A 24,621-nucleotide genomic window follows, 5' to 3' on the forward strand; every position below is an offset into this window, starting at 1 on the left:
CGCGCGTCGTCGTCCGGGAAGCGTACGGCGACCGGACCGGCCCCGCGTCAGCCCACCCGGCGGATCACCGCCAGGTACATCGCGTCCGTCCCATGCACATGCGGCCACAACTGCACGTCCGGCCCCTCCCCGAGGTCCGGCACCCCGGGCAGCAGCGGGCGGGCGTCCACGAGTTCCGTCTCCGGGAACTGCTTGAGCACGTCGGAGACGACCGCCCGCGTCTCGGCGAGGTGCGGCGAGCAGGTCGCGTAGCCGACCACGCCGCCCACCCGCACCGACTCCAGGGCGGTGCGCAGCAGCCCCCGCTGGAGCGGCGCGAACCCGTCGAGGTCCTCCGGCCGTCGCCGCCACCGCGCCTCGGGCCGCCGCCGCAGCGCCCCGAGCCCCGTGCACGGCACGTCCACCAGCACCCGGTCGAAGGTGCCGGGCCGCCACGGCGGCCGGGTCCCGTCGGCGGCGATGACCTGGTACGGACCGGGGTTGCCGTGCAGCGCCTTGGCGACCAGCCCGGCGCGGTGCGGCTGCTTCTCGGAGGCGAGCAGCGTCGCCCCGCGCTGCGCCGCGAGCGCGGCCAGCAGCGCCGCCTTCCCGCCGGGCCCGGCGCACCCGTCGAGCCACTTCTCGTCCGGCCCCTCCAGGGGCGCGTTGGCCAGCGCGAGGGCGACGAGCTGACTGCCCTCGTCCTGCACCCCGGCCCGGCCCTCCCGCACGGCCTCGACGGCCCCGGGCTCCCCGCCCTCGGTGAGCCGCACGGCGTACGGCGACCAGCGGCCGGGCTCGGCGGCGTCCTCCCGGAGCAGTTCCTCCGTCGTGGCCCGCCCCGGCCGGGCGACCAGCGTCACCTCGGGCCGCTCGTTGTCGGCGGCCAGCAGCTCCTCGATCCCGGCCCGCCCCCCGCCGAGCGAGTCCCACAGCGCGGAGACGACCCACCGCGGATGCGAGTGCACGACGGCGAGATGGTCCTCGGGATCGTCGTCGTAGGGCGGCGCGACCCGCTCCAGCCAGCCGTCCAGATCGTGCTGGGCGACCTTGCGCAGCACGGCGTTGACGAACTTCGCCCGCCCGTCGCCGAGCACCACGCGCGCCAGCTCCACGGAGGCGGAGACGGCGGCGTGCGTCGGGATGCGCGTCCCGAGCAGTTGGTGCGTCCCGAGGCTCAGCACGTCCAGCACCGGCGGGTCGACCTCCCGCAGCGGCCGGTCGACGCAGGCCGCGATGACGGCGTCGTAGGTGCCCTGCCGCCGCAGCGTGCCGTACACCAGCTCGGTGGCGAGGGCGGCGTCCCGCCCGTCGAAGTCGCCCTGCTCACGCGCCTTGCGCAGCAGCGGCGGCAGCACGAGGTTGGCGTAGGCGTCCCGCTCGTCCACCGCGCGCAGCGCCTCGAAGGCGAGGACGCGGACGGGGTCCTTCTTGGGCCGCCGGTAGGGCTTGCCGGGCTTGCGGGGGCGCCGGGAGGTGTCGCTCACGAAAAGGTGCTCCGGAATGTCTGTATACGGTGTGCGTCCAGCGTACGCCGGTACGCTCCGCGCCAGCTCACGCCCCGACCGCCCCTGCCGCCAGGTCACGGCAGCTCACGCCCCGAGCGTCTCCCCGTCGGCGATGCGTACCCCGCGCGCCCAGTCCGCCGCGCGCATCGGCTTCTTGCCCTGCGCCTGCACCCACACCAGCTCCACCGCGTGCGAGCCGGTGCCGACGTGGACGCTGTTCTTGCCGACGGCGAGCCGCCCCGGGGCGAGGTCGGTCAGCTCGGGGGCCAGGGACACCTGGACGAGCTTGAGCCGCTCACCGCGGAAGGTGGTCCAGGCGCCCGGCGCGGGCGTGCACCCCCGTACCACCCTGTCCACGCGCAGGGCGGGCGTGGCCCAGTCGACGCGGGCGTCCTCGACGGTGATCTTCGGCGCCAGGGAGACGCCCTCGGCGGGCTGCGGTACGGCCTGCAGGGTGCCGTCCGCGATGCCGTCCATGGTCGCGGCCAGCAGCCCGGCGCCCGCGAAGGCGAGCCGGGTCAGCAGGTCGCCGCTGGTGTCGGTGGGCCGGACGGTCTCGGTGACCGTGCCGTAGACGGGACCGGAGTCCAGGCCCTCCTCGATGAGGAAGGTGGACGCGCCCGTGATCTCGTCGCCCGCCATGACGGCGTGCTGCACCGGCGCGGCGCCGCGCCAGGCGGGCAGCAGGGAGAAGTGCAGGTTGACCCAGCCGTGCGCGGGGACGTCGAGGGCGACGCGGGGCAGCAGGGCGCCGTAGGCGACGACGGGGCAGCAGTCGGGGGCGATCTCGCGCAGCCGCTCCAGGAACTCCGGGTCACGCGGCCTGGCGGGCTTCAGTACCTCGATCCCGGCCTCCTCGGCCCGCTCGGCGACCGGGGAGGCGACCAGCCTGCGCCCCCGGCCCGCCGGTGCGTCCGGCCGGGTGACGACGGCGGCCACCTCGTGCCGTGCGGAGGCGATCAGGGCGTCCAGGGCGGGGACGGCGACCTCGGGGGTACCGGCGAAGACGAGCTTCATGGAGGGACACGGGCCTCTCGGACGGGGTGAACGACGGGCGACGCACCAGTCTATGGGTGCCCCCCTGCACGCTCCCGCGCACACTTCCCGCCGGGGGCGTACGCATATGCCCATACGCCCCTGGAGCGTGACCAGTCACGCAAAAAGGCGTTGGTCTAGAAAGAGTTGACCCACGGGCCGCGGTCGCGGCCCGACCCTTCCTCCTCAACGCCGGTTCGAGAGGCTTGTTCATGGCCGACCACGCAACCCACGACGCCCAGGCTCGGGCCAGCCTGCACTTGCTGGTGCGGGACATCGAGCGGGTCCGCCGGCAGGTGGACGCGTTGCGCACGCTCACCGCCCAGTTGGGCAACGTCTACCGCCCGCGCCGCTCCGGCCCCGCCACGGGCTTCGTCGTCTACGGACGCGCCCCCGCCCCGACCGTCCGCCTCGCACAGGAACTGCGGGACAGTGTCGAGACCCTGGTCACGGCCGCGGTCGACTTCGACCGCTCGCTCGGCTTCTCGTGGGACGCGGTGGGCTCCGCGCTCGGGGTCACCAAGCAGGCGGTCCACCGCCGCTACGGCTCGCGCCGCGCCAGCGCCCAGGCCGCCGCCGAGGCCGAGCGGTCCACGGAGCCCTCGGGCACCCGCACGGTCAGCGTGAACACGGGCCTGCCCACGATGCCCACGGTCCCCGCGGCCCGCTCCATGCCGACCCAGCCGACGGCGGGCAGCCCCGCCCTCCGCGAGGAAATCCGCCCCACCGCCTTCCCGGGGCCCCGCAACGGCTGACCCGGGGGCCTTCTACGGCTACTCGGAGGCACCCTCTACGGCTACTCGGAGGCCCTCTACGGCTGCTCCTGGGCGCCTCCTTCGGCTGGCCTGGACGCCCTCCACGGCTGGCTCCGGACGCCCGCGACGGCTGCCCTCGGGGCGCCCCTTACGGCTGCGCCGCCCCTGCCCTCCCGGCCCACGTCCGGGAGGGCAGCCGTGTCCGTGGTCGGTGTCTCCTCGCATGAGTCGGCGTCTCACCGAGGGCCGGGACGACGCCATCTCCCTCGCCGCTCCCCACCCGGCACCAGCCCCCTCACCCGATGTCAGGCGGGTCGATCCGCACCCGCACCGCCTGCCCCGCCGCCCCCGTGCCCGCGCCAGCGCCCGCCTGCCCGCTCCCCCGGGCCATCCGCGCCGCCTGCGCCGTCTTCAGCGCCGCCGCCAGTGCCGCGCCCCGCCCCGGCGGCACCCGGATCAGCGCCCGTTCCCAGTGCTCGCCAGCCGGGGGCGCGCCCGGTCGGCGGGGCCGCCCCGGTGTCGTGCCGGGCACTGGTACCGGCCCCAGCACCTCCGCCTCCTCGGGCAGCTCGGCCATGCCGAGGAACTCCGCGACCGCCTCCGGCGGCCCGGACACCGCCGCCATCCGGGACACCGGCGGGAAGCCCAGCTCGGCCCGCTCAGCCAGCTCGCGCACCGCGTGCCCGACCGGGTCCCAGCGCACCAGCGCCTGCACGGGCCGCAGGGTCGGCTCCGCGACGGCGACCACCGTGCCGCCCTCGCCCTGCGGCCGGACGAGCGCCGCCGCGGCGATCCAGCGGCGCAGCGCGTCCTCACCGGCCCGCAGGTCGGGCCGCCCGAGCATCGCCCAGCCGTCCAGCAGCAGGGCCGCCGCGTAACCGCCCTCGGCGACCGGTTCGGCGCCCGGTGTGCTCACCACCAGCGCGGGCGCGCCGGACACGGTGTCGAGGACGTGCTCCCGGCCCGACGTCCGCACTGGCACGGCCGGAAAGGCGCGGCCCAGCTCCTCCGCCGTCCGCCGCGCCCCGACGACCTGGGCGCGCAGCCGGAAGGACCCGCACTCGGGGCAGTGCCAGGCGCCCTCCTCGCGCCCGCACCAGCCGCAGGCCAGCGCCGCGGAGTCCCGCGCCTGGAGCGGCCCGGCGCAGTGTCGGCACCGTGCGGGCGCCCGGCACTGGGCACACGCCATCCGTGGCACGTAGCCGCGCCGGGGCACCTGCACCAGGACCGGCCCGTGCTTGAGGCCCTCCCTGACCACCTGCCAGGCCAGGGTGGGCAGCCGGGCGGCGCGGGCGGCCTCGTCCCGGGCCAGGTCGGTGTCGCCGACGGTACGCACCAGCGGGGCGGCGGCCCGCACCTGCTCGCGGGAGGCGACCAGTGGCCGGGCCCAGCCGCTGTCGACGAGCTGCGCGGCCTCCACGGTGCAGCCGAGGCCGCCCAGCAGGAACGCGCACCCGTCCTGGGCGGCCCGCAGCAGCAGCACCTCGCGGGCGTGCGGCTGCGGGGCGTGCGGTTCGCTGTGGCTGTCGTCCCCGTCGTCCCAGAGGGCGACGAGGCCGAGGTCCCGCACGGGCGCGAACATGGCGGCGCGCGTGCCGACGACGGCCCGTACGGAACCGCGCCGCACCGCGAGCCACTCGCGGTACCGCTTCTCGGGCCCGGCGTCGGCGGTGAGCAGCGCGTGCCGCCCCTCCCCCAGCAGCTCGGTGAGGGCGGCGTCGACCCGTGCGGCGGCCCGCCCGTCGGGGACGACGACCAGGGCGCCGCGCCCGGAGGCCAGCGTCGCGGCGACGGCCCGGGCCAGCTCCGCGCTCCACCGGGGTCCGGGCAGGGCGTGCCAGACCGCCCGGGGGGCGCCTCCGGAGGCCAGCGCCGCCAGGAACGCGGGCCCGTGCTCGTAACGCGCCCAGGACCCCGCCTCCGGCGCCGGGGGCGGCGGCAGCGGCGCGGGCGACGGACGCTGCTCGGCACGTGCGCTGCGCGGCGGGACGGCCAGTTGCAGCACGTCGGCGAGGCTCCCCGCGTACCGGTCGGCGACGGCGCGGGCCAGTCCGAGCAGCTCCTCGTCGAGCACCGGCTCGGGGGAGACGACCTGGGCGAGCGCGGCCAGTGGCCCGGAGTAGTCGGACTCGGCCCGCCGCTCGATCAGGAAGCCGTCGATCAGCCCGCCGCCCTCCCGGCGCCCCTCTCGCACCCGGTGCCGCCCGGCCCCGAAGCGCACCCGCACCCGCACCCCGGGCCGCGCGTCGGCGTCCAGCTCCTCGGGGACGGCGTAGTCGAAGTACCGGTCGAGGTGGAGCACGCCCTTGTCGACGAGGACCCGCGCGACCGGCAGCTCCTTGGCCAGCGCGGCCCCCCGCCAGGTCCGCGGCTTGGCCCGCGGCGCCTTCGCCCCCCGCACACTCTCCCGGATGAGCGCGAGCTGCTCCGGCGGCGCGCCCTCGGCGCCCCCGCTCCCCTGCCCGTTGTCGCTGCTCACGGTTGCATTGTTACAAACGGCACTGACAACGCGGCGGCCCGCGACCACCGCACGCGAAGGGCCCGGCCGCCCCTGGGGGAGACCGGGCCCCGCCGAGTCACTCGACGCGGTGGACGGTGGCCTTACCGGCCGACGGCCTTGCGCAGCGCGTCCACCCGGTCCGTGCGCTCCCAGGTGAACTCGGGCAGCTCACGGCCGAAGTGGCCGTAGGCGGCGGTCTGGGCGTAGATCGGGCGCAGCAGGTCCAGGTCGCGGATGATGGCGGCCGGACGGAGGTCGAAGACCTCCTCGATGGCCTGCTCGATCTTGTCGGTGTCGACCTTGTGGGTGCCGAAGGTCTCCACGAACAGACCGACCGGCTCGGCCTTGCCGATGGCGTAGGCGACCTGGACCTCGCAGCGGGAGGCGAGGCCCGCCGCGACGACGTTCTTGGCGACCCAGCGCATGGCGTACGCGGCGGAGCGGTCCACCTTGGAGGGGTCCTTGCCGGAGAAGGCGCCGCCGCCGTGCCGGGCCATGCCGCCGTAGGTGTCGATGATGATCTTGCGGCCGGTCAGTCCGGCGTCGCCCATCGGGCCGCCGATCTCGAAGCGGCCGGTGGGGTTGACCAGCAGGCGGTAGTTCTCGGTGTCGAGCTTGATCCCGTCCTCCAGCAGGGCCTTCAGCTCGGGCTCGACGACGAACTCGCGGATGTCCGGGGCGAGCAGCGACTCCAGGTCGATGTCGGAGGCGTGCTGCGAGGAGACCACGACGGTGTCCAGGCGGACCGCCTTGTCGCCGTCGTACTCGATGGTGACCTGCGTCTTGCCGTCCGGGCGCAGGTAGGGGATGGTGCCGTTCTTGCGGACCTCGGACAGCCGGTTGGAGAGCCGGTGCGCGAGGAAGATGGGCAGCGGCATCAGCGTCGGCGTCTCGTCCGTCGCGTAGCCGAACATCAGGCCCTGGTCACCGGCGCCCTGCCGGTCCAGCTCGTCGTCGTCGCCTTCGACGCGGTTCTCGTACGCCGTGTCCACGCCCTGCGCGATGTCCGGGGACTGCGCGCCGATCGACACCGACACGCCGCAGGACGCGCCGTCGAAGCCCTTCTTGGAGGAGTCGTAGCCGATCTCCAGGATCTTCTCGCGCACGAGCTGGGCGATCGGCGCGTAGGCCTTGGTCGTGACCTCACCCGCCACGTGCACGAGACCGGTGGTGATCAGGGTCTCGACGGCGACTCGGGAGGAGGGGTCCTCGCGGAGCAGGGCGTCGAGAATGGTGTCGCTGATCTGGTCAGCGATCTTGTCGGGGTGGCCCTCGGTCACGGACTCCGAGGTGAACAGGCGACGGGACACAACGCTCCCTGGGGTTGCAGCGGCTGCTGGCTGATCATGGGCGGACGGGACGGGGGCTGCGCCCGGCGTCGTCCGAGAACAGTTTATCGGTCGCGTTCGGTCACCGGCCCCCCTGTCTCGCCTCTCGGAAGCGCTGTGACCTGCGGCACCCGCATTCTGCCCAATGGCCCGCCGCCTTGGCCAGGGCCGCCACACCGCAATGTCGCCACTCCAGCCACACTCCGCCCACCCCTGAGGTCAGCCGAGCCGGGCCGCGACCAGGTCCCAGACGACGTCTGCCAGCGCCTCTTTGGGACCGTGCGGCACGGGGGTCTCGCTGCCGTCGGCGCCGAGCACCACGGCCTCGTTCTCCTCCGAGCCGAAGGTCTTGCGCTCGCCGACCTCGTTGACCACGAGCAGGTCGCAGCCCTTGCGCCGGAGCTTGGTGCGGCCGTTGGCCAGGACGTCGTCGGTCTCGGCGGCGAAGCCCACGACGACCTGTCCTGCGCGGGGGCGGTCGGCCGAGATCTCCGCGAGGATGTCGGGGTTGCGTATCAGCGCGACCGGCTCGGGGTCCTGGCCGTCCTGCTTCTTGATCTTCCCGGCGGCGTAGACCGCGGGCCGGAAGTCCGCCACCGCGGCGGCCATCACCACGGCGTCGGCGTCGGCCGCCGCCTTCAGCACCGCCTCCCGGAGCTGGACGGCGGTGCCGACCGGGACGACGTCCACCCCCGCCGGGTCCGGCAGGCCGGTGTTGGCGGCGACCAGGGTGACGCGGGCGCCGCGCGCCGCCGCCGTCCGCGCGAGGGCGTAGCCCTGCTTGCCGGAGGAGCGGTTGCCGAGGAAGCGCACGGGGTCGAGGGGCTCGCGGGTGCCGCCCGCGCTGACGACGACGTGGCGTCCGGCGAGGTCGGGCTCGGCCACCCCCCGGGCCAGCACCCGGCGGCAGACCTCGAAGATCTCGGCGGGGTCGGGCAGGCGGCCCTTGCCGGTGTCGACGCCGGTGAGGCGGCCGACGGCCGGTTCGATGACGACGGCGCCGCGGCGGCGCAGGGTCGCCACGTTCTCCTGGGTGGCCGGGTGTTCCCACATCTCGGTGTGCATGGCGGGGGCGAAGACGACCGGGCAGCGGGCGGTGAGCAGGGTGTTGGTCAGCAGGTCGTCGGCGAGGCCGTGGGCGGCCTTGGCCAGCGTGTCGGCGGTGGCCGGGGCGACCACCACGAGGTCGGCGTGCTGGCCGATGCGGACGTGCGGCACCTCGTGGACGTCGTCCCACACCTCCGTGGAGACGGGGTGGCCGGAGAGGGCCGACCAGGTCGCGGCGCCGACGAAGTGCAGCGCGGAGGCGGTGGGCACGACCCGGACGTCATGGCCTGATTCCGTCAGTCGGCGCAGCAGTTCGCACGCCTTGTAGGCGGCGATGCCACCGCTGACCCCCAGAACGACCTTCGGCTTGTCCACCGTCACTCCCCGCACCTCGACGACCCGCACGTACGCCCCTATCACACACCACAGGCCCGGCAGTCGCGTGCCGGGCCTGTGGATAAGTCAGCTTCAGGCTGAAAATACTACTTAACGCTTCTGCTTACTGCGCCGGGCCCTCGATGGCCTCGGAGGTCAGCAGACCCGCGTTGATCTCGCGGAGGGAGATCGAGAGCGGCTTCTCGTGGACGTGGGTGTCCACGAGCGGACCGACGTACTCAAGGAGACCCTCGCCGAGCTGCGAGTAGTACGCGTTGATCTGGCGGGCACGCTTGGCCGCGTAGATCACGAGGCTGTACTTCGAGTCGGTGGCCTCGAGAAGCTCGTCGATCGGCGGGTTGATGATGCCCTCGGGCGCGGAGATGGAAGAGGACACGCTCTACCTTCCGATGGATGGGAAAAGATCAGTCATGATCACACGACTGCCATCAAGGCTAGCAGCTCGCGCGCCACGTCCTCGACAGAGGTGTTGATCAAGGTCGTATCGAACTCCGGCTCGGCCGCCAGCTCGACCTTCGCCGCTCCCAGGCGGCGCTCGATCACCTCGGGCGGCTCGGTGCCCCGGCCCGTGAGCCTGCGCACCAGCTCCTCCCAGGAGGGCGGAGCCAGGAACACCAACTGGGCCTCCGGCATGGTGTCGCGGACCTGCCGGGCACCCTGGAGGTCGATCTCCAGCAGCACCGGCTCACCCGCCTCCAGCCGCTCCAGCACGGCCGCGCGCGGGGTGCCGTAGCGGTTTCCGGCGAACTCGGCCCACTCCAGCAGCTCGCCGTTGGCGATCAGCTTGTCCATCTCCTCGTCGGTGACGAAGAAGTAGTGGACCCCGTGCTGCTCGCCGGGGCGCGGCCTACGGGTCGTCGCCGACACCGAGAGCCAGACCTCGGGGTGTTCCTTGCGCATATGGGCGACGACCGTGCTCTTGCCGACCCCCGAGGGGCCGGAGAGCACGGTCAGCCGCGGACGTTCACTCATGCGGCGATTATTCCAGCAATCGCCCGGCGCCCGGGACTCAGGAGCCGGTGCTGCCGAACTCGCGCTCCAGGGAGGCGATCTGGTTGGAACCGAGACCGCGCACGCGGCGGCTCTCGGAGATGCCCAGTCGCTCCATGATCTGCTTGGCGCGGACCTTGCCCACGCCCGGCAGGGACTCCAGGAGTGCGGAGACCTTCATCTTGCCGATGACGTCGTTCTCCTGGCCCTGCTTGATGACCTCGTGAAGGGAGGCGCCGGAGTGCTTGAGTCGATTCTTGACCTCGGCCCGCTCCCGGCGAGCCGCGGCGGCCTTTTCGAGCGCGGCTGCGCGCTGTTCGGGGGTAAGGGGCGGAAGAGCCACGCCTACGTCACCTCGGATGTCGAACTGTCGGATACGGACCGGTGAGGAACCTAGTCGCCCCACACCTGAGGGGCCACGAGCAACACGCTCGCCCGTTCTCCCCCGCTGCCTTGGAGCGCGGGAGGGGCCCTCACTCGTCGGAGACTAGCGGGCAAGTCCGCCAGAGTCAGCGAGAACAGCGGAAAAGTCCTGGTCAGCCTCTGTCAGGACAGTACATTTCAGACATACTGCCCCGGATTTGAGGATGTATCCAGACGCGGGCCCCTCCGCGACCCCTCGCTGACCCTCCCCCGGCCCCCTCAGACCGCCGCCAGCGCCGCCCGGATCTCGTCGGCGAACCGGTCCGCGGCAGCACGCAGCGCGACGACGTCGGGACCGTGCCGCAGCACCCCCCGGCTGACGTTCGGCACCACGTTGCGCACCGCCGCCCCGAAGACCTGCGGAAGATCGGCCGGAGTCGCCCCTTGTGCGCCGATGCCGGGCGCGAGGAGCGGCCCGTTGATCTCCAGGTCGTACGACGACAGATCACCCAGCGTGGCCCCGACGACGGCGCCGAAGGAGCCCAGCGGACCCTCACCGGCGTTCTCGGCGGCGAGGTGCGCGAGCATCGTCGCGCCCACGTTCCGCCCGTCCGCGCGCACCGCGTGCTGCACCTCGCCGCCCTCCGGGTTGGAGGTCAGCGCCAGCACGAAGAGCCCCGCGCCGCTCTCCCGGGCCAGCTCGACGGCGGGCCGCAGCGAGCCGTAGCCCAGGTACGGCGAGACGGTCAGCGCGTCGGAGAACAGCGGGGCGTCCTTGTGCAGGAAGGACTCGGCGTAGGCGGCCATGGTGGAGCCGATGTCGCCGCGCTTGGCGTCCATGACGACCAGGGCGCCGGCGGCGCGGGCGTCCGCCACGGCCCTCTCCAGGACGGCGACCCCGCGCGAGCCGAACCGCTCGAAGAACGCGCTCTGCGGCTTCAGGACGGCGACCCGGTCGGCCGTCGCCTCGACGACGGTGCGGCTGAACCGCTCCAGACCGGCGACGTCGTCGTTGAGCCCCCACTCGGTGAGCAGGGACGCGTGCGGGTCGATGCCGACGCAAAGCGGGCCGCGCTCGTCCATGGCGTGGCGCAGCCGGGCGCCGAAGGGCTCCAGGGCGGTCATGCGGTCTCCTTCACGTCGGCGCCGACCGCGTCGGCGAGGGTGGCGTACGGGCTGGTGCGCAGCCGGGCGGCGAGGCCCTTGTGGACCGCCCGGGACCAGAAGGGGCCCTCGTAGATGAAGGCGCTGTAGCCCTGCACGAGGGTGGCGCCCGCGAGGATGCGCTGCCAGGCGTCCTCGGCGTTCTCGATGCCGCCGACGCCGACGAGGGTGACGCGGTCGCCCACGCGCGCGTACAGGCGCCGCAGTACCTCCAGGGAGCGGGCCTTCAGGGGGGCGCCGGACAGGCCGCCGGTCTCCGCGACCAGGGCGGGATCGGAGGTCAGGCCGAGCCCCTCGCGCGCGATGGTGGTGTTGGTGGCGATGATGCCGTCCAGGCCGAGTTCCACGGCGAGGTCGGCGACGGCGTCGACGTCCTCGTCGGCGAGGTCGGGCGCGATCTTGACCAGCAGCGGGACGCGCCGGGTGGGCACGGCCCGGTCGGCGGCCTCGCGGACGGCGGTCAGCAGCGGGCGCAGCGCCTCGGTGGCCTGGAGGTCGCGCAGTCCTGGCGTGTTGGGCGACGAGACGTTGACGACGAGGTAGTCGGCGTGCGGCGCGAGGCGTTCGGCGGACTTGACGTAGTCCGCGGCGGCCCCCGCCTCCGGGACGACCTTGGTCTTGCCGATGTTGACCCCGACGACGGTCCTGAAGACCTCCTCGCGGGCCGCGAGGCGGGCGGCGACGGCCGCGGAGCCGTCGTTGTTGAAGCCCATGCGGTTGATCAGCGCGCGGTCCGGCACCAGCCGGAACAGCCGCTTCCTGGGGTTGCCGGGCTGTGGCTCCCCGGTGACGGTGCCGATCTCGACGTGGTCGAAGCCGAGCATCGCCATGCCGTCGATCGCGACGGCGTTCTTGTCGAAGCCCGCGGCCAGCCCGAAGGGGCCGTGCATCCGCAGCCCGAGGGCCTCGGTGCGCAGCTCGGGGTAGCGGGGCGCGAGGACGGCCGCGACGAAGGTGCGCAGCACGGGGACGCGCGCGGCCAGGCGGATCCAGCGGAAGGCGAGGTGGTGGGCCCGCTCCGGGTCCATCCGCCGGAAGACGAGCGTGAAGAAGGTCTTGTACATGGTGTCCTCGTAAGCCTCATGAAGAGGGGGACACCGTTTCCGGTGTCCCCCTCGTCGGGCTGCTAGTCGCGGGCCGCGGTCAGGTGTTCCGCGTGTTCCTGGAGCGAGCGGACGCCCACGTCGCCGTGGTTGAGCGCGTCGATGCCCTGGACGGCGGCGGCGAGCGCCTGCACCGTCGTCAGGCACGGTACGGAGCGGGCGACGGCGGCGGTGCGGATGTCGTAGCCGTCGAGTCGGCCGCCGGTGCCGTAGGGGGTGTTGACGATGAGGTCGACCTCGCCGTCGTGGATGAGCTGGACGACGGTCTTCTCGCCGTTGGGGCCGGTGCCCTCGGACTGCTTGCGCACCACGGTGGCGTTGATGCCGTTGCGCTTGAGGACCTCGGCGGTGCCGGAGGTGGCGAGCAGCTCGAAGCCGTGCGCGACGAGTTCCCGGGCCGGGAAGATCATCGACCGCTTGTCGCGGTTGGCGACGGAGATGAAGGCGCGGCCCTTGGTCGGCAGCGGCCCGTAGGCCCCGGCCTGCGACTTGGCGTACGCCGTGCCGAAGACGGAGTCGATGCCCATGACCTCGCCGGTGGAGCGCATCTCCGGGCCGAGGACGGTGTCGACGCCGCGGCCGTGGATGTCGCGGAACCGCGACCACGGCATGACGGCCTCCTTGACGGAGATCGGCGCGTCCAGCGGCAGTTCGCCGCCGTCGCCGTGGCGCGGCAGCAGCCCCTCCGCGCGCAGCTCCGCGATGGTCGCGCCCAGCGAGATCCGGGCGGCGGCCTTCGCCAGCGGCACGGCGGTCGCCTTGGAGGTGAAGGGCACGGTGCGCGACGCGCGCGGGTTGGCCTCCAGGACGTAGAGGATGTCCCCGGCGAGCGCGAACTGGATGTTGATCAGGCCGCGCACGCCGACGCCCTTGGCGATGCCCTCGGTGGAGGCGCGCAGCCGCTTGATGTCGAAGCCGCCGAGGGTGATCGGGGGCAGCGCGCACGCGGAGTCGCCGGAGTGGATGCCGGCCTCCTCGATGTGCTCCATCACACCGCCGAGGTACAGCTCCTCGCCGTCGTAGAGGGCGTCGACGTCGATCTCGATGGCGTCGTCCAGGAACCGGTCGACGAGGACCGGCCGGGAGGGGCTGATCTCGGTCGACTCGGCGATGTAGGAGGACAGCCGGGCCTCGTCGTAGACGATCTCCATGCCGCGCCCGCCGAGCACGTACGACGGCCGTACGAGGACCGGGTAGCCGATCTCGTCCGCGATGGCCTTGGCCTCGGCGAACGTGGTGGCGGTGCCGTGCTTGGGGGCCGGGAGGCCCGCCTCCGCGAGCACGCGGCCGAAGGCGCCGCGGTCCTCGGCGGCGTGGATGGCCTCCGGGGAGGTGCCGACGATCGGTACGCCGTTGTCCTTCAGGGCCTGCGACAGGCCCAGCGGGGTCTGGCCGCCGAGCTGGACGATGACGCCCGCGACGGGTCCGGCCTGCCGCTCGGCGTGCACGATCTCCAGCACGTCCTCCAGCGTCAGCGGCTCGAAGTACAGGCGGTCGGAGGTGTCGTAGTCGGTGGAGACCGTCTCCGGGTTGCAGTTGACCATCACCGTCTCGTACCCGGCGTCGGACAGCGCGAAGGAGGCGTGGACGCAGGAGTAGTCGAACTCGATGCCCTGGCCGATGCGGTTGGGGCCGGAGCCCAGGATGATCACCGCGGGCTTCTCGCGCGGGGCGACCTCGGTCTCCTCGTCGTAGGAGGAGTAGAAGTACGGCGTCTTCGCGGCGAACTCGGCGGCGCAGGTGTCGACGGTCTTGTAGACCGGGCGGACGCCGAGCGCGTGCCGCACCTCGCGGACCACGTCCTCGCGCAGGCCGCGGATCTCACCGATCTGGACGTCCGAGAAGCCGTGCCGCTTGGCCTCGGCGAGCAGCTCGGGGGTCAGCTCGGCGGCCTCGGCCAGCTCGTCGGCGATCTCCTTGATCAGGAAGAGCTGGTCGACGAACCAGGGGTCGATCTTGGTGTACTCGAAGACCTCCTCGGGCGTGGCGCCCGCGCGGATGGCCCGCATGACGGTGTTGATGCGCCCGTCGGTGGGCCGGACGGACTCCTCAAGCAGCGTCTGCTTGTCGCCCGGGTCGCCCACGAACGTGAACTGGCTGCCCTTCTTCTCCAGCGAGCGCAGCGCCTTCTGGAACGCCTCGGTGAAGTTGCGGCCGATCGCCATCGCCTCGCCGACCGACTTCATGGTGGTCGTCAGGGTGGCGTCGGCCTGCGGGAACTTCTCGAAGGCGAACCGGGGCGCCTTGACGACGACGTAGTCCAGGGTCGGCTCGAAGGAGGCCGGGGTCTCCTGGGTGATGTCGTTGGGGATCTCGTCGAGGGTGTAGCCGACGGCGAGCTTCGCGGCGATCTTGGCGATGGGGAAGCCGGTCGCCTTGGAGGCGAGCGCCGAGGACCGCGACACGCGCGGGTTCATCTCGATGACGATGACCCGCCCGTCGACGGGGTTGACCGCGAACTGGATGTTGCAGCCGCCGGTGTCGACGCCGACCTCGCGGATGATCGCGATGCCGACGTCACGCAGCACCTGGTACTCGCGGTCGGTGAGCGTCATCGCGGGGGCGACGGTGATGGAGTCGCCGGTGTGCACGCCCATCGGGTCGAAGTTCTCGATGGAGCAGACGACCACGACGTTGTCGTTCTTGTCGCGCATCAGCTCCAGCTCGTACTCCTTCCAGCCGAGGATGGACTCCTCCAGGAGCACCTCGGTGGTCGGGGAGAGCGTGAGGCCCTGACCGGCGATGCGGCGCAGCTCGTCCTCGTCGTGGGCGAAGCCGGAACCGGCGCCGCCCATGGTGAAGGAGGGCCGTACGACGACGGGGTAGCCGCCGAGTTCCTCGACCCCGGCGAGGACGTCGTCCATGGAGTGGCAGATCACCGACCGCGCGGACTCGCCGTGCCCGGTCTTCCTGCGGACCTCCTCGACGACGTCCTTGAACTGGTCGCGGTCCTCGCCCTTGTGGATGGCCTCCACCTTGGCGCCGATCAGTTCGACGCCGTACTTCTCCAGGACGCCGTTGTCGTGCAGGGAGATCGCCGTGTTGAGGGCCGTCTGGCCGCCCAGGGTGGGCAGCAGCGCGTCGGGGCGCTCCTTGGCGATGATCTTCTCGACGAACTCGGGGGTGATCGGCTCGACGTAGGTGGCGTCGGCGATCTCCGGGTCGGTCATGATCGTCGCCGGGTTGGAGTTGACCAGGATGACCCGCAGGCCCTCGGCCTTGAGGACGCGGCACGCCTGGGTGCCGGAGTAGTCGAACTCGGCGGCCTGGCCGATGACGATCGGGCCGGAGCCGATGACCAGGACGGACTGGATATCGGTGCGCTTAGGCACGCTGGCCCTCCATGAGCTTCACGAAGCGGTCGAACAGGTAGGCGGCGTCGTGGGGGCCCGCTGCCGCTTCGGGGTGGTACTGGACGCTGAAGGCCGGGCGGTCGAGGAGCTGGAGCCCCTCCACCACGTTGTCGTTGAGGCACACGTGGGAGACCTCGGCGCGGCCGAAGGGGGTGTCGGAGACCTCGTCGAGCGGGGCGTCGACGGCGAATCCGTGGTTGTGCGCGGTGACCTCGACCTTGCCGGTCGTACGGTCCTGCACGGGCTGGTTGATGCCGCGGTGGCCGTACTTCAGCTTGTAGGTGCCGAAGCCGAGCGCGCGGCCGAGGATCTGGTTGCCGAAGCAGATCCCGAACAGCGGGGTGCTCCGCTCCAGGACGCCCCGCATCACGGAGACGGCGTGGTCGGCGGTGGCGGGGTCGCCGGGGCCGTTGGAGAAGAACACGCCGTCGGGCTGGACGGCGTACACGTCGTCGACGCTGGCGGTGGCGGGCAGGACGTGCACCTCGATGCCGCGCTCGGCCATGCGGTGCGGGGTCATGCCCTTGATACCGAGGTCGACGGCGGCGACGGTGAACTTCTTCTCACCGATCGCGGGGACGACGTAGGGCTCCTTGGTGGCGACCTCCGCCGACAGGTTGGCGCCGGTCATCTCGGGGACCTGGCGGACCTCGGCGAGCATGGTGCCCTCGTCGGGCAGCGCGTTGCCGGAGAAGATGCCGACGCGCATGGCGCCGCGCTCGCGCAGGTGGCGGGTGAGGGCGCGGGTGTCGATGCCGCAGATCCCGACGACGCCCTGGTGGCGCAGCTCCTCGTCGAGGGAGCGCCGGGAGCGCCAGTTGGACGGCACGCGCGCGGGGTCGCGCACCACGTAGCCCGCGACCCAGATCCGCTTGGACTCGGGGTCCTCGTCGTTGACGCCGGTGTTGCCGACGTGCGGGGCGGTCATCACGACGACCTGGCGGTGGTACGACGGGTCGGTGAGGGTCTCCTGGTAGCCGGTCATGCCGGTGGAGAACACCGCTTCGCCGAAGGTCTCCCCCACGGCCCCGTAGGCACGGCCCCGGAAGATCCGGCCGTCCTCCAGGACGAGTACGGCGGGAACCTTCGCGGCTCCCCTGGTGGAGGTCGTCATCGTGCGCCTTCCCTCTTGTTGATCATGTCGTTCAGCGTGGTGACCCACGCGGTGTGCTCGGCCGCGCGGTCGGAGCGGAAGCCGGAGTCGATCAGCTTGTCGCCGTGCGCCCAGGTCACCACGAGCAGTCCGCCCTCGGTGAGGACCTTGCCCGCGATGCCCTTGTCGAGCCGGGCCTCGCGCAGCGCGGCGGCGGGGACGAAGAAGTCGGCCGCCCCGGGGCGTACGACGTCCAGTCCGGCGTCCGTCAGGGTCAGCTCGACCCGGCTGCGGGTGCCCAGGCCGTGCGCGACGATGCGGTCAAGCCACTGACCGGCGGTGGTGGAGCCGTGGTAGCGGCCCTCCATGGTCAGTCTCGCCTCGCCGGGCTCCTCCGGCGCGCTGGGCAGCTCCGGCAGGTCGCCCTGGAGGGTGCCGCGCCACTTCCAGCCCTCGCGCATCAGCCAGTAGACGAGCGCGACGAACAGGGCGAGACCGATGACCCAGCCGATCCGGGCGGCCCAGTCGGTCACTTCCGCCGATTCCTTCTCGGCGGCCAGCAGGATTACGGATGTCACGTGAGCTTCCCGTCGACGAGGGTGGCCTTGCCCCGCAGCCAGGTGTGCGTGACCCGGCCCGGCAGCTCGCGCCCCTCGTAGGGGGTGTTGCGGCTGCGCGAGGCGAAGCCCGCGGGGTCCACGGAGCCACGGTATGCCGTGTCGACGAGGGTGAGGTTGGCGGGCTCACCTGCCGAGACGGGACGACCGTGGCCCTTGGCCTGACCGATCCGGGCGGGCTTGAAGGACATCCGGTCGGCTACCCCGGCCCAGTCCAGCAGACCCGTGTCGACCATGGTCTCCTGGACCACTGACAACGCGGTCTCCAGGCCGACCACGCCCATGGCGGCGGCGGCCCACTCGCAGTCCTTGTCCTCGTGCGGGTGCGGGGCGTGGTCGGTGGCGACGATGTCGATCGTGCCGTCGGCGAGCGCCTCGCGCAGCGCGCGCACGTCCCGTTCGGTGCGCAGCGGCGGGTTGACCTTGTAGACGGGGTTGTAGCTGCGGACCATCTCCTCCGTGAGGAGGAGGTGGTGCGGGGTGACCTCGGCGGTGACGTCGATCCCGCGCGACTTGGCCCAGCGGACGATCTCCACGGACCCGGCGGTCGACAGGTGGCAGATGTGCACGCGCGAGCCGACGTGTTCGGCGAGCAGCACGTCCCTCGCGATGATCGACTCCTCGGCGACGGCGGGCCAGCCGCCGAGCCCGAGTTCGGCGGAGACGACGCCCTCGTTCATCTGGGCGCCCTCGGTCAGCCGGGGCTCCTGGGCGTGCTGGGCGACGACGCCGCCGAACGCCTTCACGTACTCCAGCGCCCGGCGCATGATCACGGCGTCGTGGACGCACTTGCCGTCGTCGGAGAAGACGGTGACCCCGGCGGCCGACTCGTGCATGGCGCCCAGTTCCGCGAGCTTGCTGCCCTCCAGGCCGACGGTGACGGCGCCGATGGGCTGCACGTCGCAGTAGCCGTGCTCCTGGCCGAGCCGGTAGACCTGCTCGACGACGCCCGCGGTGTCCGCGACGGGGAAGGTGTTGGCCATGGCGAACACGGCGGTGTAGCCGCCGGAGGCGGCGGCGCGGGTGCCGGTGAGGACGGTCTCGGAGTCCTCGCGGCCGGGCTCGCGCAGGTGCGTGTGCAGGTCGACCAGGCCCGGCAGCAGCACCTTGCCGTCCGCCTCGACGACCTCGGCGCCCTCGGCGCTCAGTCCGGTGCCGACCGCGGCGATGGTCGCGCCGTCGACCAGCACGTCCTGGAGCGCGCCGCCGAGCACCTTCGCACCACGGATCAGGATCTTGCTCATGGGTCTTACTTCTCCTCGTTGGTGCGGGCGTGGGTGACGGCGGGCTCGTTGCCGCCCAGCAGCAGGTAGAGCACGGCCATCCGGATGGAGACGCCGTTGGCGACCTGCTCGACGACGGTGCAGCGGTCGGAGTCCGCGACCTCGGCGGTGATCTCCATGCCGCGGACCATCGGCCCCGGGTGCATCACGATGGCGTGCTCGGGCATCCGCGCCATGCGGTCGCCGTCGAGGCCGTAGCGGCGGGAGTACTCGCGCTCGGTGGGGAAGAACGCGGCGTTCATCCGCTCGCGCTGGACGCGCAGCATCATCACGGCGTCGGACTTGGTGAGCGTGGAGTCGAGGTCGTAGGAGACCTCGCAGGGCCAGGTCTCCACGCCGACCGGCACCAGGGTGGGCGGGGCGACGAGGGTGACCTCGGCGCCGAGGGTGTGCAGCAGGTCGACGTTGGAGCGGGCGACGCGGCTGTGCAGCACGTCGCCGACGATGGTGATCCGGCGCCCGGACAGGTCCTGCCCGAGCCCGGCGTCCCGGCCGACCAGTCGGCGCCGCATGGTGAACGCGTCCAGCAGGGCGCGTGGGGTGCTGGTGGGTGCCGTCACCGGCGTTGATGACGGCGGCGTCGATCCAGCCGGAGTTGGCCAGCCGGTACGGCGCCCCGGAGGCCCCGTGCCGGATGACGACGGCGTCGACGCCCATGGCCTCCAGCGTCTGGGCGGTGTCCTTCAGGGACTCGCCCTTGGAGACGCTGGAGCCCTTGGCGGTGAAGTTGATGACGTCCGCGGAGAGCCGCTTCTCGGCGGCCTCGAAGGAGATCCGGGTACGGGTGGAGTCCTCGAAGAAGAGGTTGACCACGGTCCGGCCGCGCAGGGTCGGCAGCTTCTTGATGGGCCGGTCCGCGACCCGGGCCATCTCCTCGGCGGTGTCGAGGATCAGGACGGCGTCGTCGCGGGTGAGGTCGGCGGCCGAGATGAGATGACGCTGCATCTTTCAGGCTCCGTAAGGCAGTTCGTTCGTGGCGAACGGGGAGATTTCGGGGCAGGCACGCGCGCGTGAGGGCGCGCCGGAGCAGGCGTACGACGGTGGCGTACGCCTCGGCTGCTACTGGGCGGTCGGCTTGGCACCGAGCAGGACGGTGTCGCGACCGTCCTCCTCGGCGAGCTGGACCTTGACCGTCTCCCGCAGCGACGTGGGGAGGTTCTTGCCGACGTAGTCGGCGCGGATGGGCAGTTCGCGGTGGCCGCGGTCGACGAGGACCGCGAGCTGGACCGCGCGCGGGCGCCCGATGTCGTTCAGGGCGTCGAGGGCGGCGCGGATGGTGCGGCCGGAGAACAGCACGTCGTCGACGAGGACGACGAGGCGGCCGTCGAGGCCGTCACCGGGGATCTCGGTGCGGGCGAGCGCGCGCGGTGGGTGCATCCGCAGGTCGTCGCGGTACATCGTGATGTCGAGCGAGCCGCACGGCACCTTGCGCTCGGTGATCTGCTCCAGCTTGGCGGCGAGCCGCTGGGCGAGGAAGACGCCCCGGGTCGGGATGCCGAGGAGCACCACGTCGTCGGCGCCCTTGGCGCGCTCGACGATCTCGTGGGCGATGCGGGTCAGCACCCGGGCGATGTCGGGGCCTTCGAGGACGGGCCGGGCGTCGGACGCCTGCGCGTCCCGCTGGCCGTCTTGCTGCTTGTCCATACGAAACGGACCTCCTTCTCCGCCTCACGGGACGGACCTTAAAGGACGTCGGGATTGCGCCACCCACGGTAGCAGGCCCCTGCGACACCCCGGAGCACCCCCCGGACCACCCGCTCAACCGCCCCAGGACCACCCGTTCGGCGCAACCGGTCACCGTTACCACGGAAGCGTCGGTGCGGACCATTCGGCTTGACGCGGAAGAGTAACGCTGCGTAACCTCACAGTGAGTTACCAACTGCGCGGCCGGGAACACGGCCAGGCCGCGTCGACACAGTGCCGGGGAGCTATATGTCCAGCGAATACGCCAAACAGCTCGGGGCCAAGCTCCGGGCCATCCGCACCCAGCAGGGCCTTTCCCTCCACGGTGTCGAGGAGAAGTCCCAGGGACGCTGGAAGGCGGTCGTGGTCGGTTCGTACGAGCGTGGCGACCGCGCCGTGACCGTGCAGCGCCTTGCGGAGCTGGCGGATTTCTACGGCGTTCCGGTCCAGGAGCTGCTGCCGGGCACCACCCCGGGCGGCGCCGCCGAGCCGCCGCCGAAGCTGGTCCTCGACCTGGAGCGGCTGGCCACGGTCCCGGCCGAGAAGGCGGGCCCCCTCCAGCGCTACGCCGCCACGATCCAGTCCCAGCGCGGTGACTACAACGGCAAGGTGCTGTCGATCCGCCAGGACGACCTGCGCACACTCGCCGTCATCTACGACCAGTCCCCCTCGGTCCTCACCGAGCAGCTCATCAGCTGGGGCGTGCTGGACGCGGACGCCCGGCGCGCGGTCTCCCACGAGGAGGTCTGACAGCCCGCGTCACCGCAGAAACGTACCGCCGGGGTCCGGCGGTACCCGGGAACGCCGAAGGGGCCACAGCGCGCTGCTGTGGCCCCTTCTCCGTCGCCGCGGCACGGTGGCCGCGGGCCGCTCAGTCCTCGGCACGCCGGAGCGACGGCTTCAGCTCCTTCAGACGGCCGAGCAGGCCGTTGACGAACGACGGCGACTCGTCCGTGGAGAACTCCTTCGCGAGCTGCACCATCTCGTCCAGCACGACCGCGTCCGGGGTCTCGTCGACCCAGATCAGCTCGTACGCGCCGAGCCGCAGGATGTTGCGGTCCACCACCGGCATCCGGTCCAGCGTCCAGCCGACGGCGTACTGGGCGAGCAGCTCGTCGATCCGGGTCGCGTGCTGCGCGTAGCCCTCGACCAGCTCCATCGTGTACTCGCTGACCGGCGGCTGCCGCGGGTCGGTCCGGGAGAGCCGGACCCAGTCCGCGAGGACCGTCAGGACGTCGGCGCCGCGCTGGTCGCCCTCGAAGAGGATCTGGAAGGCGCGCTTGCGGGCCGTGTTGCGGGCAGCCACGGTTAGCTGTTCACCCGGCCGAGGTAGTCGCTCGTACGGGTGTCGACCTTGATCTTCTCACCGGTGGTGATGAAGAGCGGGACCTGGATCTGGTGGCCGGTCTCCAGGGTGGCGGGCTTGGTGCCGCCGGTGGAGCGGTCGCCCTGCACGCCCGGCTCGGTCTCCTGGATGGTCAGCTCGACGGCGGCGGGCAGCTCGACGAAGAGCACCTCGCCCTCGTGCTGCGCGACGGTGGCGGTGAAGCCCTCGACCAGGAAGTTCGCGGCGTCGCCGACGACCTTGCGGTCGACCATGAGCTGGTCGTAGGTCTCCATGTCCATGAAGACGAAGTAGTCGCCGTCCATGTAGGAGAACTGCATGTCGCGCTTGTCGACAGTGGCCGTCTCGACCTTGACGCCGGCGTTGAAGGTCTTGTCGACCACCTTGCCCGAGAGCACGTTCTTGAGCTTGGTGCGCACGAAGGCGGGGCCCTTGCCGGGCTTGACGTGCTGGAACTCGACGACGGACCAGAGCTGGCCGCCTTCGAGCTTGAGCACCAGGCCGTTCTTGAGGTCGTTCGTGGAAGCCACGGTTGCGGAATCTCCTGGACTGACGTGGACGACCAGAAGACACGCGCTACAGCGCGAGCAGCTCCTTGGTCGTGATGGTGAGTAGCTCGGGTCCGCCGTCCGCCTCGGGGCGCACGACGAGCGTGTCATCGATCCGGACACCGCCCCGGCCCGGGAGGTGGACCCCCGGTTCGACGGTGACCGGCACGCAAGCGTCCAGTTTACCCATGGCCGAGGGAGCCAACTGAGGGTCCTCGTCGATTTCGAGCCCGACACCGTGCCCGGTCAGTGGTGGGAGCCGTTCGCCGTGCCCCGCGGAGTCCAGTACCTGACGCGCCGCGCGGTCCACGTCCCGGAAGGCGGCGCCCGGCGCGAGCGCCTCGCGCCCGGCCCGCTGGGCGGCGAAGACCAGGTCGTACAGCTCGATCTGCCAGTCCGCGGGGCTGGTGCCGATGACGAAGGTCCGGCCGATCTCGCAGCGGTAGCCGCGGTAGGTGGCGCCCAGGCAGACGGAGAGGAAGTCGCCCTCCTCCACCCGCCGGTCGGTGGGCCGGTGGCCCCGGCGTCCGGCGTGCGGGCCGGTGGCGACGGAGGTGGGGAACGCGGGGCCGTCGGCGCCGTGGTCGACCAGGCGCCGCTCCAGCTCCAGGGCGAGGTGCCGTTCGGTGCGGCCCACCAGGATGGACTCCAGCAGTTCCCCGAGGGCCTGGTCGGCGATCTCCGCGCCGATCCGCAGGCAGGAGATCTCCTCCTCGTCCTTGACCACCCTGAGCTGCTCGACCGCACCGGCCAGGTCGGCGAGCCGCAGCCGCGGGGCGACCGAGCCGATGGCGCGGTGCCGGGCGACGGTGAGGTGGTGCTCCTCCACGGCGAGCGAGTCGGCGCCCTGCGCGGTGGCGAGGTCGGCCGCGGCGACGGCCGGATCGCCGCCGGGGCCGGGCAGGACCTGCACGCCGAGCGTCTCGTCGCGCCGTCCGTCGGTGGGGCGGTCCTCCGGCGGACCGGCGCAGACCAGCAGGTCCTCGCGCTTGCCCAGCAGCAGGACGGCGCCGTGGGGCGCCGCGCCCGCGAGATACCGCACGTTGGCGGGCCGGGACACCAGCGCCGCCGCGCTGCCGCCCGCGTTGCACCGGTCCCTCAGCCGCGTCCGGCGCGCCGCGTACACCTCTGACATGACCCGAGCGTAAGAGCTGGGCGGCCCCGGCGCCGGTCGGGGACGGCCGAGTGGGGGGTGGGTGGGGCGGCCGACCGTCGAGGGCGCACGGCTAGCTCCCGGTGTACGGCGCTACCACTGCGGTGGGGTGGGGCGGCCGACCGTCGAGGGCGCACGGCTGGTCCCGGTCTACGGCGCTACCACTGCGGTGGGCTGGCGATCGAACGGGCGAGGACGTCGTCCAGGACCTGCGCGGTCTGCTCCACGTCGAGCTGGGAGTTGTCGATGATCGGCAGCCCGGAGCCGTACCAGCCCGCCATCCGGCCGTGGATGCGGGCCACCTCCTCGTCGCTGAGGCGGCGGTTGCCGGAGCGTTCGGCGTTGCGCTCCAGGACGATGTCGAGGCCGGGCAGCAGCACCACCGGCAGCAGCCCGGGGCCCACGTGCCGCTTCCAGCCGCCGAGGCCGACCACGGGGCGGTCGGGGAAGACGGCGTCGTCGAGGATGCAGGAGATGCCGTTGGCGAGGAAGTTGCGCGCGGCGAAGCCGCAGGTGCGGCGGGCCAGGCGGTACTGCGCCTCGGAGTGTTCGTTCCACCCGGACTGGGGGTCGGCGAAGCCCGAGCGCACCCATTCGCGGACGTCGTCCAGGCTGATGTGGGCGGTGGGGACCCGGCGGTGGTCCGCCCAGAACTTGGCCACGCTGGTCTTGCCCGCGCCCGCGGGGCCGATGAGCAGCACCGCGAGGGTGGTGGTGGCCGCGTCGGGGACCGCCATGGCGGGCGGCGGACTCGGCACGCCGACGGGGCCGCCGGGCGGGAGCGGCACATGGCCGGTGGTGTCCGACGTGGGCGGCAGCGGAGGCTGGACGGGGGCCTGCTGGGACGCCGGGTGGGGCGGCACGGGCGGGTGCGCGCCGGGCGGCGGCCCGGCCGGACCCGGGGGATGCGGCGCGGGCGGCACGGACGGGTGGGCTCCGTGATGCCCCCCGGACGGACCCCTCGGCGGAACCGGAGGGCTCGGCGGCCGCGGCGCGGGCGGCACCGGGGGGTGCGCGCCCGGGTGCCCCCCGGACGGGCCGGGCGGAACCGGAGTGCCTTGCGGACGCGGCGCGGGCGGCACCGGGGGGACGGGACCGGCGGGTGCGCCGCCGTAGCCGGGATGCTGGGCATCCGGTCCCGTGCCAGGATGCGCGGGCCCCTGGTGCGCGGCGGTCGGTGGCGGTGGCCAGCCGGAAGCCGGTCCCGGTCCCGGCCGGTGGGGCGGCGGCAGCTCGGACCCCACTGCGTGCTGCATCCCGTCCCACTCCGTCTCGTGCAAGTCAACTGGCGCTGGCGGCGGGGCCGTACACGGCTCCGCCTGCTACCGAACGGTACCTTCCCCGGTCGTCCTTTGGTGAACGGCCGGGGAGCACCCGA

Annotated in this window: 21 protein-coding genes and 1 pseudogene; 2 read left to right on the forward strand and 20 right to left on the reverse strand. The window is 72.7% G+C overall.

The window, feature by feature from the left end; genetic code table 11:
* Nucleotides 1-47 precede the first annotated feature (47 nt).
* Together ACFQZ6_RS05590 and fmt are read right to left on the reverse strand one after the other, a co-directional pair.
* The gene (locus ACFQZ6_RS05590) at nt 48-1,466 is read right to left on the reverse strand and encodes an RsmB/NOP family class I SAM-dependent RNA methyltransferase (RefSeq protein ID WP_381605238.1); all 1,419 of its coding nucleotides are present in this window, start codon (nt 1,464-1,466) and stop codon (nt 48-50) included.
* A 105-nt stretch (nt 1,467-1,571) separates the two neighbouring features.
* Nucleotides 1,572-2,504 carry a methionyl-tRNA formyltransferase gene (gene fmt / locus ACFQZ6_RS05595; RefSeq protein ID WP_381605239.1) on the reverse strand — a complete coding sequence of 311 codons (933 nt, stop codon included), beginning with the start codon at nt 2,502-2,504 and terminating at the stop codon, nt 1,572-1,574.
* A 230-nt stretch (nt 2,505-2,734) separates the two neighbouring features.
* Here fmt and ACFQZ6_RS05600 point away from each other — a divergent pair, with 230 nt between their 5' ends.
* Nucleotides 2,735-3,277: a hypothetical protein gene (locus tag ACFQZ6_RS05600; RefSeq protein WP_381605240.1), complete on the forward strand. Its 543-nt coding sequence runs from the start codon at nt 2,735-2,737 to the stop codon at nt 3,275-3,277.
* A gap of 295 nt (nt 3,278-3,572) precedes the next feature.
* Here the strand turns inward: ACFQZ6_RS05600 and ACFQZ6_RS05605 are convergent, their stop codons facing one another.
* The 14 genes and pseudogenes from ACFQZ6_RS05605 to pyrR all read right to left on the reverse strand — a co-directional run bounded on the left by ACFQZ6_RS05605 (nt 3,573) and on the right by pyrR (nt 20,158).
* A complete protein-coding gene (locus tag ACFQZ6_RS05605; RefSeq protein WP_381605241.1) occupies nt 3,573-5,756 on the reverse strand; it encodes a primosomal protein N' in 2,184 nt (727 codons plus the stop codon).
* 122 nt (nt 5,757-5,878) lie between these two features.
* Nucleotides 5,879-7,087, reverse strand: a complete 1,209-nt coding sequence (gene metK, locus ACFQZ6_RS05610) for a methionine adenosyltransferase (protein WP_381605242.1) — start codon at nt 7,085-7,087, stop codon at nt 5,879-5,881.
* A 237-nt stretch (nt 7,088-7,324) separates the two neighbouring features.
* Nucleotides 7,325-8,527 (reverse strand): bifunctional phosphopantothenoylcysteine decarboxylase/phosphopantothenate--cysteine ligase CoaBC, encoded by a 1,203-nt coding sequence (gene coaBC, locus ACFQZ6_RS05615; protein WP_381605243.1) that lies wholly within the window; start codon nt 8,525-8,527, stop codon nt 7,325-7,327.
* Nucleotides 8,528-8,651: 124 nt separating this feature from the next.
* The gene (gene rpoZ / locus ACFQZ6_RS05620; protein ID WP_067025681.1) at nt 8,652-8,924 is read right to left on the reverse strand and encodes a DNA-directed RNA polymerase subunit omega; all 273 of its coding nucleotides are present in this window, start codon (nt 8,922-8,924) and stop codon (nt 8,652-8,654) included.
* A gap of 38 nt (nt 8,925-8,962) precedes the next feature.
* Nucleotides 8,963-9,520 (reverse strand): guanylate kinase, encoded by a 558-nt coding sequence (gmk, locus tag ACFQZ6_RS05625; protein WP_381605244.1) that lies wholly within the window; start codon nt 9,518-9,520, stop codon nt 8,963-8,965.
* 37 nt (nt 9,521-9,557) lie between these two features.
* The gene (locus ACFQZ6_RS05630; protein WP_003977346.1) at nt 9,558-9,881 is read right to left on the reverse strand and encodes an integration host factor; all 324 of its coding nucleotides are present in this window, start codon (nt 9,879-9,881) and stop codon (nt 9,558-9,560) included.
* 299 nt (nt 9,882-10,180) lie between these two features.
* Nucleotides 10,181-11,026: an orotidine-5'-phosphate decarboxylase gene (gene pyrF / locus ACFQZ6_RS05635; protein WP_381605245.1), complete on the reverse strand. Its 846-nt coding sequence runs from the start codon at nt 11,024-11,026 to the stop codon at nt 10,181-10,183.
* Nucleotides 11,023-12,129, reverse strand: a complete 1,107-nt coding sequence (locus ACFQZ6_RS05640) for a quinone-dependent dihydroorotate dehydrogenase (RefSeq protein WP_381605246.1) — start codon at nt 12,127-12,129, stop codon at nt 11,023-11,025. Before ACFQZ6_RS05640 ends, pyrF begins: the two co-directional genes overlap by 4 nt.
* Before the next feature lie 62 nt (nt 12,130-12,191).
* Nucleotides 12,192-15,500 (reverse strand): carbamoyl-phosphate synthase large subunit, encoded by a 3,309-nt coding sequence (gene carB, locus ACFQZ6_RS05645; protein ID WP_381605247.1) that lies wholly within the window; start codon nt 15,498-15,500, stop codon nt 12,192-12,194.
* Nucleotides 15,493-16,635: a glutamine-hydrolyzing carbamoyl-phosphate synthase small subunit gene (gene carA / locus ACFQZ6_RS05650; RefSeq protein WP_381605248.1), complete on the reverse strand. Its 1,143-nt coding sequence runs from the start codon at nt 16,633-16,635 to the stop codon at nt 15,493-15,495. Before carA ends, carB begins: the two co-directional genes overlap by 8 nt.
* A complete protein-coding gene (locus tag ACFQZ6_RS05655; protein ID WP_381605249.1) occupies nt 16,632-17,192 on the reverse strand; it encodes a PH-like domain-containing protein in 561 nt (186 codons plus the stop codon). Before ACFQZ6_RS05655 ends, carA begins: the two co-directional genes overlap by 4 nt.
* On the reverse strand, nt 17,189-18,475 hold the full coding sequence (locus tag ACFQZ6_RS05660) for a dihydroorotase (RefSeq protein ID WP_381605250.1): 1,287 nt from the start codon (nt 18,473-18,475) through the stop codon (nt 17,189-17,191). Before ACFQZ6_RS05660 ends, ACFQZ6_RS05655 begins: the two co-directional genes overlap by 4 nt.
* Before the next feature lie 5 nt (nt 18,476-18,480).
* Nucleotides 18,481-19,459, reverse strand: a pseudogene (locus ACFQZ6_RS05665) (aspartate carbamoyltransferase catalytic subunit).
* A gap of 114 nt (nt 19,460-19,573) precedes the next feature.
* Nucleotides 19,574-20,158: a bifunctional pyr operon transcriptional regulator/uracil phosphoribosyltransferase PyrR gene (gene pyrR / locus ACFQZ6_RS05670; RefSeq protein WP_381605251.1), complete on the reverse strand. Its 585-nt coding sequence runs from the start codon at nt 20,156-20,158 to the stop codon at nt 19,574-19,576.
* Between the two features lie 288 nt (nt 20,159-20,446).
* On the opposite strand from pyrR, the gene bldD reads away from it, so the two are divergent.
* Nucleotides 20,447-20,947, forward strand: a complete 501-nt coding sequence (gene bldD, locus ACFQZ6_RS05675) for a transcriptional regulator BldD (RefSeq protein WP_381605252.1) — start codon at nt 20,447-20,449, stop codon at nt 20,945-20,947.
* Nucleotides 20,948-21,068: 121 nt separating this feature from the next.
* Here bldD and nusB read toward each other — a convergent pair whose 3' ends face one another.
* The 4 genes from nusB to ACFQZ6_RS05695 form a co-directional block, all read right to left on the reverse strand.
* Entirely contained in the window at nt 21,069-21,503 is a 435-nt protein-coding gene (gene nusB, locus ACFQZ6_RS05680; RefSeq protein ID WP_381605253.1) for a transcription antitermination factor NusB, read from the reverse strand.
* Nucleotides 21,504-21,505: 2 nt separating this feature from the next.
* On the reverse strand, nt 21,506-22,072 hold the full coding sequence (gene efp / locus ACFQZ6_RS05685; RefSeq protein ID WP_381605254.1) for an elongation factor P: 567 nt from the start codon (nt 22,070-22,072) through the stop codon (nt 21,506-21,508).
* Nucleotides 22,073-22,118: 46 nt separating this feature from the next.
* Nucleotides 22,119-23,225, reverse strand: a complete 1,107-nt coding sequence (locus tag ACFQZ6_RS05690) for an aminopeptidase P family protein (RefSeq protein WP_381605255.1) — start codon at nt 23,223-23,225, stop codon at nt 22,119-22,121.
* A 176-nt stretch (nt 23,226-23,401) separates the two neighbouring features.
* A complete protein-coding gene (locus ACFQZ6_RS05695; protein WP_381605256.1) occupies nt 23,402-24,499 on the reverse strand; it encodes an AAA family ATPase in 1,098 nt (365 codons plus the stop codon).
* Nucleotides 24,500-24,621: the final 122 nt, after the last annotated feature.

The sequence above is a fragment of the Streptomyces flavalbus genome, assembly GCF_042674625.1.
Taxonomy (GTDB): Bacteria; Actinomycetota; Actinomycetes; order Streptomycetales; family Streptomycetaceae; genus Streptomyces; species Streptomyces flavalbus.